The sequence below is a fragment of the Terriglobus sp. YAF25 genome, from assembly GCF_052113305.1.
In the GTDB taxonomy this organism is placed as follows: Bacteria; Acidobacteriota; Terriglobia; order Terriglobales; family Acidobacteriaceae; genus Terriglobus.
In genome coordinates this window covers 1-14,603 of the sequence record NZ_JBFRCY010000015.1, presented here as the reverse complement: position 1 = coordinate 14,603, position 14,603 = coordinate 1, and the positions used below count along the sequence as shown (strand labels likewise).

At 61.4% G+C, this 14,603-nt stretch carries 14 protein-coding genes; 9 read left to right on the top strand and 5 right to left on the bottom strand.

The genetic code is table 11. From position 1 onward, the window contains the following. From AB4043_RS01110 to AB4043_RS01100, 3 genes are all read right to left on the bottom strand, one after another. On the bottom strand, positions 1-1,076 hold a 1,076-nt coding region (locus AB4043_RS01110; protein ID WP_442306353.1), incomplete at its 3' end, for an anhydro-N-acetylmuramic acid kinase. After that, positions 1,073-3,700, bottom strand: a complete 2,628-nt coding sequence (gene mutS, locus AB4043_RS01105; protein ID WP_442300322.1) for a DNA mismatch repair protein MutS — start codon at positions 3,698-3,700, stop codon at positions 1,073-1,075. The genes AB4043_RS01110 and mutS, both read right to left, overlap by 4 nt. 71 nt (positions 3,701-3,771) lie before the next feature. Beyond that, entirely contained in the window at positions 3,772-5,145 is a 1,374-nt protein-coding gene (locus AB4043_RS01100) for an MATE family efflux transporter (RefSeq protein ID WP_442300075.1), read from the bottom strand. A 143-nt stretch (positions 5,146-5,288) separates the two neighbouring features. Here AB4043_RS01100 and AB4043_RS01095 point away from each other — a divergent pair, with 143 nt between their 5' ends. Genes AB4043_RS01095 through AB4043_RS01075 form a run of 5 tightly spaced genes read left to right on the top strand, consistent with a single transcriptional unit; the run spans position 5,289 to position 9,485 of the window. Then, positions 5,289-6,101: a cytochrome C assembly family protein gene (locus AB4043_RS01095; RefSeq protein WP_442300074.1), complete on the top strand. Its 813-nt coding sequence runs from the start codon at positions 5,289-5,291 to the stop codon at positions 6,099-6,101. After that, positions 6,098-7,363 (top strand): glutamyl-tRNA reductase, encoded by a 1,266-nt coding sequence (gene hemA / locus AB4043_RS01090; RefSeq protein WP_442300073.1) that lies wholly within the window; start codon positions 6,098-6,100, stop codon positions 7,361-7,363. The genes AB4043_RS01095 and hemA overlap by 4 nt, the downstream gene beginning before the upstream one ends. After that, positions 7,360-8,298, top strand: a complete 939-nt coding sequence (gene hemC / locus AB4043_RS01085) for a hydroxymethylbilane synthase (RefSeq protein ID WP_442306352.1) — start codon at positions 7,360-7,362, stop codon at positions 8,296-8,298. The genes hemA and hemC overlap by 4 nt, the downstream gene beginning before the upstream one ends. An 18-nt stretch (positions 8,299-8,316) precedes the next feature. Next, entirely contained in the window at positions 8,317-9,069 is a 753-nt protein-coding gene (locus AB4043_RS01080) for a uroporphyrinogen-III synthase (protein ID WP_442300321.1), read from the top strand. Further along, positions 9,066-9,485, top strand: coding sequence for an EamA family transporter (locus tag AB4043_RS01075; RefSeq protein ID WP_442300071.1), 420 nt, complete (start codon positions 9,066-9,068; stop codon positions 9,483-9,485). Before AB4043_RS01080 ends, AB4043_RS01075 begins: the two co-directional genes overlap by 4 nt. A gap of 257 nt (positions 9,486-9,742) precedes the next feature. Here AB4043_RS01075 and nth read toward each other — a convergent pair whose 3' ends face one another. After that, a complete protein-coding gene (nth, locus tag AB4043_RS01070; protein WP_442300070.1) occupies positions 9,743-10,495 on the bottom strand; it encodes an endonuclease III in 753 nt (250 codons plus the stop codon). Between the two features lie 163 nt (positions 10,496-10,658). Between nth and recA the strand changes: the two genes are divergently transcribed. Further along, complete coding sequence (gene recA, locus AB4043_RS01065) at positions 10,659-11,726, top strand: recombinase RecA (protein ID WP_442306351.1); 1,068 nt, start codon at positions 10,659-10,661, stop codon at positions 11,724-11,726. Positions 11,727-11,954: 228 nt separating this feature from the next. On the opposite strand, the gene AB4043_RS01060 is transcribed toward recA, so the two are convergent. Further along, positions 11,955-12,536 carry a DUF2199 domain-containing protein gene (locus AB4043_RS01060; RefSeq protein ID WP_442300068.1) on the bottom strand — a complete coding sequence of 194 codons (582 nt, stop codon included), beginning with the start codon at positions 12,534-12,536 and terminating at the stop codon, positions 11,955-11,957. Between the two features lie 35 nt (positions 12,537-12,571). Here AB4043_RS01060 and coaD point away from each other — a divergent pair, with 35 nt between their 5' ends. The 3 genes from coaD to AB4043_RS01045 form a co-directional block, all read left to right on the top strand. Continuing rightward, positions 12,572-13,054, top strand: a complete 483-nt coding sequence (gene coaD / locus AB4043_RS01055) for a pantetheine-phosphate adenylyltransferase (protein WP_442300067.1) — start codon at positions 12,572-12,574, stop codon at positions 13,052-13,054. Positions 13,055-13,123: 69 nt separating this feature from the next. Then, positions 13,124-14,326, top strand: a complete 1,203-nt coding sequence (locus AB4043_RS01050) for a pyridoxal phosphate-dependent aminotransferase (protein WP_442300066.1) — start codon at positions 13,124-13,126, stop codon at positions 14,324-14,326. A gap of 28 nt (positions 14,327-14,354) precedes the next feature. Then, positions 14,355-14,603 (top strand): sugar phosphate nucleotidyltransferase (locus AB4043_RS01045; protein WP_442306350.1); only part of this gene is annotated, 249 nt, incomplete at its 3' end.

Sequence of the window (14,603 nt, the reverse complement as noted above, 5' to 3'; positions counted from 1 at the left end):
TCTGCGGGCAGGCCGAAGGTTTCGATGGGGACGAAGGTGACACCCAGTGGCTCCAGCCGTGCCCGCAGCATTCGCATCAGTGTGGCGTTCTTCGCTCCACCGCCGGCGGGGATGAAGTCCGTTCCCGCAGCAAGAGGAGCATTCATGCCGAGATGCGGCCACACAAATGTCCTGTAGGCATGGGCGATGCTTTCGGCGGTAAGCGCAGTTGCCGTGGCGATGATGTCTTCGCCGCGGGCCTTGCCGCTGAGCTTCAGCAGCTTGTCGACGAAGGAGGCGCCATACTGCTCGCGTCCGGTGGACTTCGGAGGAGCTGCGGCGAAGTAAGGATCGCGCATCAGCGTGTCCAGTACCGGTTGCAGGACAACGCCGCGCTTCGCAGTGGCTCCATTGCGGTCATAAGGCTTCTGGAAGAGACGCTGCATCAGTGCATCGACGACCATGTTTGCCGGGCCGGTGTCGAAGGCGAGCAGCCTGTCTGCGCCGGTGTTGGCTGGAATGGCGGAGAGATTGGCGATGCCGCCGAGGTTCTGCAGCACGCGATTGCGTTTGGCGTGCGCGAAGACGGCGTAGTCCAGCATCGGCACCAGAGGTGCGGCATGCCCGCCGGCGGCCATATCAGCGGGACGGAAGTCGCTGATGACCGGAATGCGAAGGCGTTCAGCAATGCAGCTTGCTTCGCCGAGCTGCCAGGTGCACTTCAGCGGTCTACCCAGATAGGGTGATGCCGCGCCCTGGTGGTAGATCGTCTGTCCGTGAACGCCAACCAGCGATGCTCTGCGTTTTGATGTTGCGAGAGTCTGTGCAATRCAGTCGGCGTAGACCTCGCCCAGCCGCCAGTGCAGCCGCGCCATCTCTGCCGCAGAGATCGATTGGGCATCCATCGCCGCCAGTACTGCATTGCGCAGTGCCTTGGGATACGGGAAGGCACGGTGTTCCAGCAGCTTTAGTTTCGGTGCGTGCTTGCCGGGAGCGATGCGAACGACAGCAACATCAACACCGTCGGCGGAGGTGCCGGACATCACGCCGGCGACAGTCATTGCCGCAGGTTCGCGTACGGGCTGTTGCTTGCTCATGCCTGTCCCTCCAGCTCGCGCTTCAGCTCGTCCAGTAGTTGAAGGGCCTGCATCGGCGTAAGTGAGTTGATATCGGTTTCCTGCAGGCGATCGACAATCTTCTGCGAGAGCGGCGTGAAGATGGTCATCTGCAGGGCGGGCTGGGGAGGAGCCGGAATCGCTCCGCGTACCGAGGCGTTCTCCGCCTTCTCATGCAAGCGCAGCACGTCGCGCGCGCGATCGATGACTGTCTGGGGCAGCCCGGCGAGCCGGGCGACGTCGATACCGTAGCTTTTGTTTGCAGGGCCGCGTTCCACGGCGTGCAGAAAGACGATACCGGTAGAGGTCTCCTTGCAGGCGACCCGCAGATTCTCGAGCTTCGATAGCTGATCGCTCAGCAAGGTGAGCTCGTGGTAGTGCGTGGCGAAGAGCGTGCGTGCACCGATGCGGTTGTGCAGATGCTCGACGGTTGCCCAGGCGAGCGAAAGGCCATCGTAGGTTGCCGTGCCGCGTCCCATCTCGTCGAGCAGGACGAGCGAACGTTCGGTTGCGGTGTTCAGGATGGCGGCGGTCTCGGTCATCTCCACCATAAAGGTGGAGCGACCGCGCGAGACGTTGTCACTGGCGCCGATGCGGGTGTAGACGCGATCGACCAGGGAGAGCCGCATACGCTCTGCGGGAACGAAGCAACCCATCTGCGCCATGATGACCAGCAGTGCGGCCTGCCGCAGATAGGTAGACTTACCGCCCATGTTGGGGCCCGTGATCAGTAGCAGCGAAGGACCTTCCACGCCGTCCAGATGCAGGGAGTTGGGATGGAAACGCCCGCTGGCTGCAAGCTCCAACCGGCGCTCGACCACAGGATGGCGCCCGTTCACGGCCTCGTAAATGCAGCCCTCGGGTTCGATCTGCGGACGGATGTAGTTGCGCAGAGCGGCAAGGTGCGCGAAGCCGGCCATCAGGTCCATCTCCGCGACGCGGCGGGCGGTTTCTTTCAGACGATGGGCGGCGGCAAGCACGGTGGTGCGCAGCTCCGCGAAGATGCGTTTCTCGATCTCGACCGAACGCTCATGCGCGGTAAGGATCTTGGTCTCGTACTCCTTCAGCTCCGGCGTGGTGAAGCGCTCGGCATTGACCAGCGTCTGCTTGCGTTCGTAGTCAGCAGGAACGGAACCCAGGTTGGACTTCGTGATCTCGATGTAATAGCCGAAGACGGAGTTATACCGAACCTTCAGTGAAGAGATGCCGGTGCGTTCGCGCTCGCGTTCTTCGATGGCTGCAATCGACTGACGGCCGGACTGCGAGAGTGTACGCAGCTCATCAAGTTCGGCATCGCGGCCAGGCTGGATGAAGTTGCCATCGGCGAGCGTGACCGGCGGCTCCTCGGCGATGGTGTTGATGATGGTTGCATAGGCATCGGTGAGGGCATCGAAGCCTGAGGTCAGCACTTGCCAGCCTTCGGCCTTGAATGCCGCAGCTTCTGCCAGTACGGTCGGCAAGGCGCCAAGGGTGCGGCCCAGCGCCAGCACATCGCGTGGACCGGCGGAGTCCATGGAGACACGCGCCAGCAGGCGTTCCAGATCGAGGACGTTATCCAGGGCGCGGCGCAGTTGTTCGCGCAGTCGCAGCGAGCCGACCGCTTCATCAACGGCATCGAGACGGCGGTTGATGCAGGCCGCATCCGCCATGGGGCGCAGCAGTGCAGAACGCAGCAGGCGTTTGCCCATCGGTGTACAACACGTATCCAGTGCGTGGAAGAGCGTGCTCTCTACGCCTTCCTGCGTCCACAATGGCTCGACAAGCTCGAGGTTGCGCACAGAGACGGCATCGAGTTCAAGAGAGCTGCCGCGCTGGTAGTACTTTAGGCCATCGAGATGCTGCAGCTCGCCCTGCTTGGTGCTGCGCACGTAATGCACCAGCGCGCCGGCGGCAACTGCTGCGGCTGTATGACCGGCGAGACCGAAGCCGTCGAGCGAGTGCGTATGGAAGTGGCCTTGCAGCAAAGGAAGGGCATAGTCGGCGGTGAAGACCCAGTCTTCGACTGGAGTGCGGGTGCGCACGTCGAGTCCGGGAAGCTCGACCTCGTCGTCTGACAGCAGTCCAGCTTTGCCGGGATGAAAGCCTTCTGGGAGGACAAGCTCTACGGGCCGCAGACGGCCAAGCTCATCGAGAGCAAGAGAGAAGGCATCGGCTCCGCGGAACTCGGTGGAGCGGAAGTCGCCGGTGGAGAGATCGAGCACGGCGACTCCGAAGGCATCTTTGCCGACGGGCGCGAGGCTGGCGAGAAAGTTGTTCTCGTCGGAGCCGAGCGATGGATCGATGGCTGTGCCTGGAGTGAGCACACGGACGACCTCGCGGCGAACGATGGTCTTCACCGTCTTCGGGTCTTCCATCTGCTCGCACATCGCGATGCGGTAGCCCTTGCGCAGCAGGCGCTGGATGTAGGTTTCGGCGGCGTGGTAGGGAACGCCGCACATCGGGACGGACTTCTGCTTATCGCGGGCGGTCAATGTGAGCTGCAGCTCGCGCGAGACCTTGACGGCATCGTCGTAGAACAGCTCATAAAAGTCGCCCATGCGGAAGAAGATCAGGCAGTCCGGGTGGGCCTGTTGCGCCGCGGTGTACTGGCGCATAAACGGCGTCATGGCTGGCTGTGAAATCTCTGACACGGGACTTCAGAATACTTGTCCGGCCCTGTGTATTTCAGGGGCCGGAATCAGAGGCTCTCCGCCGGAGCCGGATGCGCGGCAAACTCACCGTTTACCAATGCCGCCGAGCGGCTGCGCCAGTAGAAGAACAAGGCTGAGGCGATGACGATCAGAGCTGCTGTCAGACCGATCCAGATGCCCTCGACACCCCATCCCTTCCAGAAGCAGAGGGCCATGCCGAGAGGAAGGCCAAAAGCCCAGTAGCCGAAGAGGTTGCTCAGCATTGGGACGCGCGTCAGGCCAAGCCCGCGCAGCGCTCCTGTGCCGATGGTCTGGACGGCATCGAAGACGGCGAAGGCCGCCGCCAGCCACAACAGTCGTGCACCTTCCGTCAGCACCGCGATATCAGTCGTATAGAGCGCGATCAACGGTCTGGGAAGTGCGATGAAGAGCACAGCCACGACGGCCATGAAGCTCACGCCGAGAATCATGGCCAGCCATCCGTCGCTGCGGGCGCGTTCGGGGTCTCCGGCTCCTACCGCGTGGCCAACGGCGACCGAGGCAGCGGCAGAGATGCCGAGAGGCACCATATACGCCAGCGCTGCATAGTTCAGCGCGATCTGGTGTGCGGCCAGGGCAATGGGAGAGACCTTTCCGGCAAGCACCGTGGAGAAGCCGAAGGCTCCGATCTCCAGGATGATCTGCAGCGCCGCAGGCAGGCCGATCCGGGCGAGATGCTGAATCTGCTGCCAGTGCGGGCCGGCCCATCGGGCAAAGAGTGGATGTCCGCGGCGGCGCTCATATCTCCAGGCGAAGCCCAGAAGCATCACGGCCATCATCACGCGCGAGAACACGGTGGAGAGGGCCGAACCGCGAACGCCCATCGCGGGCATGCCGAAGTGTCCATAGATCAGCACCCAGTTGCCGGCCCAGTTCACGATGTTGGCGGCGACGAAGGTGATGGTCACCAGGCGGCTCTGGCCCACGGCCTGCAGATATCTCCGTGACGCCGCATAGAGCAGCAGCGGCAGGGTTCCCCAGACCAGGGTACTGACGTAGTGCGAGGTCGGTTCTACCAGGGCAGATGCGACGCCGAAGTGGCCTACCATCTGGCCGAGCGACCAGACCAGCAGCATAAGAGGAGGGGTAGCGAGCAGGGCAACATAAACGCCCTGCGCCAGCCAGCGATGGCAGGCATCGTAGTCCTTGCGGCCATAGGCCTGCGAGACCATGGTGTCCAGACCGAGGATCAGGCCGATTCCGAAGAGGGAAGGCGCGTAATAGAGCGCATTGCCCAGGGCAACAGCTCCGATGCCGACCGGGCCGAGGCGGCCCACCATGATGACGTCGACGATGCCCTGCAGCATCCAGCCCAGCTCCGCCAGAACGACGGGGGTCGCCAGCCTCACCATTGACCACAGGTCCTGTTTCCAACTACGCATCCGGCGATTTTATCGGCTTTGCGCGGGTCACATCATCGTCCATGTGAATGTGCGGCTAAATCGGAGATCTGACGCGAATTTCGGTGGCTAAGCTGGTGAAAGTAAAAGCTGATGGCCGCGACCTTATATACTGGAAGTTCGCCATGTCTTTGCTCTGGCTCAGGGTCGCGGTTCTGCTGTATGGGGTTGCCAGCCTCGCGGTTTTGCCGGCGGCGCTGTATGAGCGCCCACGCTGGCGCCACATCGCCCTGCCTGCCGCCATCATGGGCGTTGTGTTTCAATTCGTTGCGCTGTCCGAGACGATGAATGCTGCTCACCATCGTGTGCCGGTTGAGGCGCGCGAGGTGCAGGCGCTGATGGCCATGTTGATTGCCGGAGCGTTTCTGCTGGTGTACTGGCGCTATCGCACGTTGCAGCTTGGCGTTTTCGCGCTGCCCATCGCGTTTACGCTGGCGCTGGTGGCTGCGTTTGTGCCCGGGCAGCACTTTGCAGACTCTGCCCTGGTGCGCAGCGGCTGGATCTGGCTGCACGTGTCTCTGCTCCTCGCGGCCTATGCGGCGATGATGGTCTCTTTGCTGGCAAGTGTGTTGTATCTCGTCCAGGAGCGCCGTCTGAAGACCAAAGGTCTTGGCTCTCTGGCCGGATGGTTGCCGCCGCTCGAGACCATGGACCAGATCGCGCTGAAGTCGCTGCTCTTCGGTCTGCCGTGTATGACCGGTGGTTTGCTGATTGGTTCCGTGGTCGCGCAGGAGACGGTTGGCCCGGCTTATTTCGCCGATCCGAAGGTCCTGCTCAGCTTCGGCATGTGGGTCGCGTACATCCTGATGATCCACATCCGGCGCATCTCCGGACTGCGCGGCAGGCGAGCTGTATACCTTTCAAGCTTTGTCTTCCTGGTGATGATCGCCGCCTGGGCGGCAAACCAGTTCTCGAACGTGCACAGGTTCACTTCATGAAGATTGCGCTGCTGGGAGTGAACCACAATACGGCTCCGATCGAGGTACGCGAGCGCCTGGCGATCCCGTCCGACCGCCTGGCAGACGCGACGCGGTCGCTGCTGCATCAGCCGGGTGTGCGCGAGAGCATGATTCTTTCGACATGTAATCGCGTGGAACTGGTGACATGTCACGAGGACAACACCGACCTGCGCCGTTTTCTCGCTGAGTACTTCGCCATCTCCAAACAGGAGATCGAACCGCATCTCTACGAATATTCGGAGCGCGAGGCGGTACGCCACCTCTTCCGTGTTGCTTCTTCGCTGGATTCCATGGTGGTCGGCGAGCCGCAGATCCTTGGCCAGGTGAAGGAGAGTTACACCGTTGCCCGCGAGGTCGGTGCAGTGCAGTCGACGCTGGAGCCGCTATTGCAGCGCGCCTTCACGGTGGCTCGCAAGGTGCGTCGCGAGACCCAGATCGGCTCGACCTCGGTATCGATCGCTTCCGTCGCCGTAGATCTGGCGCAGAAGATCTTCGGTTCGCTGAAGGGCAAGACGATCCTGCTGGTGGGCGCCGGCAAGATGTCAGAGTTGGCGGCCAGGCACCTGATCGCGCAGGGCGCGGGAACGCTGTACGTTGCCAACCGCACCCGCTCGCGTGCCCAAAGAATCGCAGAAGAGTTTCAGGGCTCGGTGATGGACTTCGATGCTCTCGCGGTACAGGCACACCTGGCGGACATCGTCGTGACCTCGACCGGATCGCAGGAGGCCGTCTTCACCGTAAAGATGGGCCGCGATCTGCTTTCGCGCCGCAAGGGCCGTCCGATGTTCTTCATCGACATTGCGGTGCCTCGCGATGTAGAGCCGGCGATGAACCAGATCGACGGAGCGTTTGTTTATGACATCGACGACCTGCAACAGGTCGCCGCCGCCAACCTGGCCGAGCGCAGCAAGGAAGCGCAGGCGGCCGAGCGCATCGTCGCCCGCGAGGTGGATCGTTACGAACAGCGGTTGCAGACCCTGGACGCGGTGCCGACTATCCGCGCCATGCAGGTAACTGCTGAAGCCATGCGCGAGGCGGAGTTGCGCCGAGCGCAGTCCAGGCTGACCGGGCTGACCGCAGAACAACAGCAGGCGGTGGAGGCATTGACCCGCGGCCTGGTGAACAAGTTTCTCCATGGACCGATGGCCGGAGTGCGCGAAGCGGCACGCGATGGCGATGCCGAGACTCTGGATGCGCTGCGCCGCGCCTTCGCTCCCCAACAGGAAGGAGAGTCTAAGTGAACCTTCGTATCGGCTCCCGTGGATCCGCACTGGCGCTCTGGCAGGCTGAACATGTCGCCTGCCTGCTACGCGCTCACGGCCACGAGGTCTCCATTGAGATCATCAAGACCACCGGCGACCGGATGCAGGAACCCGGGTTTGTTGCACCTGTGGGCGTGGACGGCAAGGGAATCTTTACTAAGGAGATCGAAGAGGCGCTTGCCGCCGGCAAGGTCGATCTGGCCGTGCACTCTCTCAAGGACCTGCCGACCGAGTTGAACCCGGCCTTCGAGCTGGGAGCGATTCCGGAACGAGCGGACTCGCGCGATGCACTCATCTGCCCGGAGTGGCTGCTAATGCATACGCTGCCGATCGGCGCTCGTATCGGCACCACCAGCCCGCGCCGCCGGGCGCAGTTGCTGGCGCATCGGCCGGACTTCCAGTTTGTTCCGATCCGCGGCAATATCGATACCCGCCTGCGCAAGCTGCGGGAAGGGCAGTGTGATGCACTGGTCCTGGCTGCCGCCGGGCTCGACCGCCTGGGCCCGGAGAAGCTGAACATGCCTCCGGACTGGGTTCGCCAGCGCTTCGACCCGGAGGATATCTGTCCTTCTCCGGGACAGGGGGCTTTGGCGATCGAAATCCGCTCGGGTGACGCTGCGGTTCGCGGCGCTGTGCGCCTGCTGCACTGCGAGACGACCGCGTGGTGTGTGGATGCCGAGCGTGCGGTGTTGRCGGCGCTGGGCGGAGGCTGCAGCGTGCCCATCGGAGCGCACTGCGCCGGAGAAGGAAAGTTCCGCCGCATGCTGGCCTGCGTTGTCGCCGAGGATGGCGATCGGATGGTGCAGATCTCGCGTACTCCCGAAGAGGAAGACACGCCGCAGAGCTTCGGTGAGTTTGTCGCCGGAGAGCTGGAGCGGCGCGGGGCCAACGAACTTCTTCATCCAACGGTTTAACTTTATGTCTGTTTCGTGATGATTCATCGAGTCCTCGTCATCCGCGCTTTGCATCAGAGTTCTGAGCTGGCTGATGCACTTCAAGAAGCCGGTCTCGAGCCGGTGATCGTACCTGTACTCGAGATTGCGCCGCCGGAGAGCTTTGCCAGGCTGGACGATGCGATTGCCCGGCTCTCAACCTTCGATTGGCTGCTGTTTACCAGCGCCAATGCGGTTGAGGTCTTTCGTCAGCGCCTCCATGGAGACCTGCCGAAGGGGTTGCGCCTGGCGGTGATTGGAAGTATTACGGCACGGGCAGCGCAGCGAGCTGGCTTCGGCATCATGCTGCAACCGGAGAAGGCGACCGGCGAAAGTCTGGCCGAGGCCCTTCTGCCTCATGCCGCCGGAGCTCGGATGTTGCTGGTGCGTGCCGCGGTTGCACGTGATGTTCTGCCTGCAACGCTTGAGGATGCGGGCGCGACGGTGGAGATTGCCGAGGCCTATCGAACCGTGATTCCTGCTGCGGCTCCTGGCCTGTTGCAGGAGCTCTTTGCTGGCCCAGCTCAGCCCGCGGCCATTGCCTTTACCTCGTCTTCGTCGGTGCATCATCTGTTGCAGGTGTTGGAAGCGAGTGGCTTACGGCTGCCTGAGTCGACCATCCTGGCGACCATCGGGCCAATTACCTCTGCCACGCTGCGTGACGCCGGCTACCTGCCGACTGTCGAAGCGAAGGAGGCCAATGTGATCTCGCTCGCGAAGGCGATTGCGTCTGCCCTGGAGCAACCGGTATGAACTGGCTGGTATGGGCGCTGCTCTCGGCGGTCTTCGCGGCGGCCACGGCCATCCTTGCCAAGATCGGTGTGGCGAACATCGACTCCAACCTGGCGACGGCGGTACGTACCAGCGTGATCTTCGTCTTCGCCTGGTCTATTGCTCTGACTTTGGGGAAGCACGGCGAGCTGCGCCATATCAATACCCGGTCGTGGACATTTCTCGTGCTCTCGGGCCTGGCAACGGGGCTCTCCTGGCTGTGCTACTTCCGTGCGCTGCAGCTTGGACAGGCATCTCGTGTGGCCCCGATCGACAAGCTGAGTGTGGCATTGGTGATCGTCTTTGCGTGGATGTTTCTGGGAGAGGCGCTGACACCGTTGAAGATATTGGGTGGCTTGCTGATTACCGCAGGTGCAATTGTTCTGGCCTTCGCCTGAGCAATATTTTCTTCAAGCGTGTAATTCACTATGCTATGTATATATATGAAAATAAACTAAATATGCTTGGTTATTTTCAACTATTCTCCTTGCCCGGGTGCCCCACCCTCGCGGAGCTAGGGTGGGCAGAGTAAGCCACTAAACCCAAGCGCCTTGAAGCAAGAGTTGTGGGTGTCCGTCCGGAATTTTGGGTAGTCCCGCCCACCCTAACTCCGTGAGGGTGGGGCACCCGGTTGGGACGATTCGGAAAGTTCGTTTTAGTGGGAGCTCCAGGTCTTGTCGCTGGAGTTGCAGAGCTTTTCCAGGGTGCAATCGGCGCAGCGGGGTTTGCGGGCGATGCAGACCTGGCGGCCGTGGTAGATGATCCGGTGCGAGTAGTTGATCCACTCGTCCTTCGGAAGGATCTTGATCAGGTCCCGTTCCACCTTCACTGCGTCCGTATGCTCGGTCAACTCGAGCCGGCGTGAGATGCGCACCACGTGAGTGTCCACCACTACGCCGACGGCGATACCGAACCATGAGCCAAGAACGACGTTGGCGGTCTTGCGAGCGACGCCGGGGAGCGTGATCAGCTCCTCCAGGGTCTGCGGGACCTTGTTCCCGAACTTTTCAACGACGGCCTTTGCGGCTCCCTGGATGTTTTTCGCTTTGGCGCGGAAGAAGCCGGTGGTACGGATGATCTCTTCAATGGCGGGCAGAGGCGCCTCGGCCAGAGCCTTGGGTGTGGGGAAGGTGCGGAAGAGCTCCGGCGTGACTATGTTGACGCGGACGTCGGTGCACTGGGCGGAGAGGGCTGTGGCGACCACCAGCTCCCAGGCGGAGTTGTGGTGCAGCGCGCAGACGGCATTGGGATACGCCTTGCGCAGGCCGTCCAGAATGGCGGTGATGCGTTCCGGCGCCAGCGGGTTATAGGTGCTCTTTTTGGGAGTGCCCTTTTTAGCAGCGGTCTTCGTGGGGGCGGAGGTTTTTCTGGCAGGAGCAGGGGCTGGCTTGGCGGACTTGGTGGCCATGGTCGTTTCCGAATCATAGCGCGGCAGGTTTTGTACCCGTTTTCCACCGCGAGAGGCGAAAATGTTTTCGCTTTTTCTTTGCTTCTATCGTCGCTTTGCTGCTAGACTCTGATTTCCTGCAGCAGGCAAGAGGGATGCGGGACCGATTGAGGAGACACGCAACGTGGCGGATGACCGTTTAAGGGCAGTAGAGCTGGCAATGGCCGGCATTGAGAAACAGTTTGGCAAGGGATCGATCATGCGCCTGGGCGCGCGTGAGGCCATCGTTCCGATCTCGGTGATTTCGACCGGGTCCATCTCCTTCGATGCGGCCCTCGGTGTGGGTGGTGTGCCCCGCGGCCGCGTGATTGAGATCTACGGTCCTGAATCTTCGGGTAAGACGACCATCACGCTGCAGATCATCGCGGAGGCGCAGAAGGCCGGCGGCCTGGCGGCGTTTGTGGACGCCGAACATGCCCTGGATCCGATCTATGCCCGCAAGCTTGGCGTCGACGTCGACAACCTTCTGGTCAGCCAGCCGGATTATGGCGAACAGGCACTGGAGATCACGGAAGCCCTGGTTCGTACCGGCGCCATTGATGTGCTGGTTGTCGACTCGGTGGCGGCGCTGGTGCCCAAGGCCGAACTCGATGGTGAGATGGGCGACTCGCACGTTGGTCTGCAGGCACGCCTGATGTCGCAGGCGCTGCGTAAGCTGACCGGAACGGTGGCCAAGTCCCGCACCTCCCTGATCTTCATCAACCAGMTYCGCGWGAAGATCGGCGTCATGTTCGGTAATCCCGAGACCACCACCGGTGGACGTGCGCTGAAGTTCTACTCTTCGGTTCGTATCGATATCCGCCGTATCGGCGCGGTGAAGGAAGGCGAGGTTGTCACCGGATCGCGCACCAAGGCCAAGGTGGTGAAGAACAAGGTTGCGGCTCCGTTCCGCGAGGCTGAGTTCGACATCCTGTACGGCGAAGGTATCTCCCGCGAGGGCGATGTGCTGGATCTGGCTGTGGTCAACAACATCGTGGAGAAGAGCGGCGCATGGTATAGCTACTCGGGCGAGCGCATCGGTCAGGGCCGTGAGAACGTGCGCGGATTCCTGAAGGAGAACAAGGACACCTTCGAACGAATCAACAGCGAATTGCGCGCGAAACTGAAGATCGGCGCTGCTCCGGCGGATGTGCCGGCCGTGCCGGAGAACGGTCAGGCGGCAGCCCAGGAAGTCGTCCGCGGACGCAAGTAATCGAGCGTGTGTGCAACAACGCCGCCCTTCGGGCGGCTTTGTTGCGTTTATAGCCTTGAGTAGCAATACATCGGGTGCCCCATGTCCCTCGGGGACATGGGACGTTCGAGCGGAGCTCGAATGGTATTGTTACGACCGCTAGGACGGGTATCTGTGGCTTCCTTGCCCACCCTAACGTTGTGAGGGTGGGGCACCCGGTTACTGAAATGGAGGCGCGAGCAGCCAACCTTATCTGGACTGCGGGTGATGCAGGATCTGTTCCGCGATCTGCTGGATTCGCTCTGTGCTGAGTCCCACCGTCTGTTCCTGTGCCAGAGGATGCGTCTGCTCGAGGACCGTCAGATGGGGGCGTCTTCCTACCGGTTGTGTTGCCACCAGTACTTCAAGACCGAGCGTACGGGGATAGTGATGCAGATCATTGGCAAGGTAGCCGGGGAAGGGGGCCCCGTTCTCTCGGCCGGCTGTCTTCCAGAGTTCATGGGCACGGAAGAAGTTCTTCGGGCTTACCTCTACCCAGCAGCCGTAGGCAAAGTAGGGAGCTTCGATCCGGATCTCCGGAGCTGCGCCTGAGCGTGGGTCCAGAAGCTCCGGTGCGGGTTGGTTCTGCTGATCCAGGATGGGCAGAACGATGCGTCCGCGAAGGAAGAACTGTCGTTCGTCGAGGATGCATTGCTCGGCCGAGATCTGGGCGCGGCTGGCTCGTTCCTCGTCCGGAATGGCGATGTAGGCATCAGGAGCCTGAATGCTGTAGCTGGTTGGAGCTGGAGGATGAATCTGCCCGCAGACCGAGCAAAGGAAGCCGTTCACCATACCTCTCCAGCATAAGCGTGTATGCTGCATTTGCGATGAAGCCCGTACGAGCCATCTATCCCGGAACCTTCGATCCGTTGACCAACGGCCACCTTGACCTGATCGCACGGGGCTCCAAGATTGTGGACCACCTGGTGGTGGCAATTCTGCGTAATGTGAACAAGGGGACGCCACTCTTCACGGTGGAAGAGCGGCTGGAGATGATCCGCGAAGCTGCGGAGGCCTTCCCGAATGTTTCCGTCCAGACATTTGACGGCCTGCTGGTGGACTTTGCCCGCCAGCAGGAAGCCGTGGCGGTGCTGCGTGGTATCCGGGCGATCAGCGACTACGAGTACGAGTTCCAAATGGCCATGATGAACCGGAAGCTTGACCCCGAGCTTGAGACCATCTTTATGCTGCCCCATGAAAAGTACACCTATGTGAGCTCGCGGCTCATTAAGGGCGTGTTTGAGCTGGGCGGGGACGTCAGCGGCCTGGTGCCGGCGCTGGTCATGGATCGTCTGCGGGCGAAAGTGTAGCGCAGCCAGGAGTCGGATGACGCTCTTTGGGGGTTTCGCTCCCACGGCTGAATCTGCGACACTGGTACTATGACCACCGCAACAGCAACGCAGAAGAAGGTTCTGACCGACCGCATCAACCGCATCGAAGTTTCAGCGACCATGGCGATTACCGCTGAGGCTCTGAAGATGAAGTCGCAGGGAATTGACCTGGCAGACTTCGGCGCAGGTGAGCCGCATTTCGCGACTCCGCGTCACATCAAAGATGCGGCGATCAAAGCGATCGAGGATAACCACACGCGTTATACCGCTGTTGCCGGTATCCCCGAGGTGCGCAAGGCGATCGTCGAGCGCCACAAGGCAGACTTTGGCACCGACTACTCCGTAGAGGAGTGCGTCTTCTCCGTTGGCGGCAAGCATGCGCTCTTCAACGCGATCCAGGTGCTGGTCGATCATGGCGATGAGGTTGTGCTGCCGGTACCGTACTGGGTCAGCTTCAAGGACATCATTCAGTACGCGGGCGGCATTCCCGTATACGTCGAGAGCAGCGAGGCGGAGAACTTCCGCATCACCGCAAAGATGATCGAAGCGGTCGTTACGCCGAAGACCAAGGTCATCATCCTGAACACGCCGTCGAATCCGTCGGGCGCGATCATCGCTCCGTCTGATCTGGAGTCGATCGTCCGCCTGGCGCATGCCAAGGGTATCTACGTTCTGCTGGATGAGTGCTACGCGTATCTCAACTTCACCGGCGCCTGCATCAGCGGCGGATCGTTCACCGACTGCAAGGAGCATGTCCTGGTGCTTGGTTCGTTGTCGAAGACCTATGCCATGACCGGCTGGCGCGCGGGTTATGCGCTTGGACCGAAGGCCCTGATCGCGGCGATGAGCAAGCTGCAGAGCCAGAGCACGTCGAACGTCTCTACGCCCGTGCAGTATGCCTCGATTGCAGCACTGACGGCGAGCCAGGAGTGCATTGCGGAGATGCGTGCGGACTACATCCGTCTGCGTGACCGTGTACTGGAAGGCTTCAAATCTATCCCGGGCCTCACCTGCACTGTGCCTGAGGGCGCGTTCTATGTGTATCCCAATATCAAGGCATTTCTTGGTAAGGGCGGACTCAACTCGGCGGCAGATGTTGCATCTAAGTTGTTAAGCGAAGCGCATGTGGTCACGGTACCTGGTGAGCCGTTCGGTACCACCGAGCATGTACGTCTCTCCTACGCTGTGTCAGAGGACGTCATTGACAAGGGTGTCGCCCGCATGAAGGAATTCTTCGCGAAACTGTCGTAGCCATAGGCAACAACTCCAGCGGAGACTGATGGAACAGACATCCTCGAAAGCCCCCAATTTTGTGCCTGTCATTCTGGCAGGCGGCAGTGGTACGCGCTTTTGGCCTCGCAGCCGGAAGGCCACAGCAAAACAGATCCTGGCGCTTGATGGCGAACGGACGATGATTCAGCAGACTGTGGACCGCCTGGCGCTGACCACGGAACGCAAGAACATCTGGGTGATCACGAACTCGGTCCTCGCGGAGAAGATCGGCGCACAGTTGCCGGATGTACCGGTG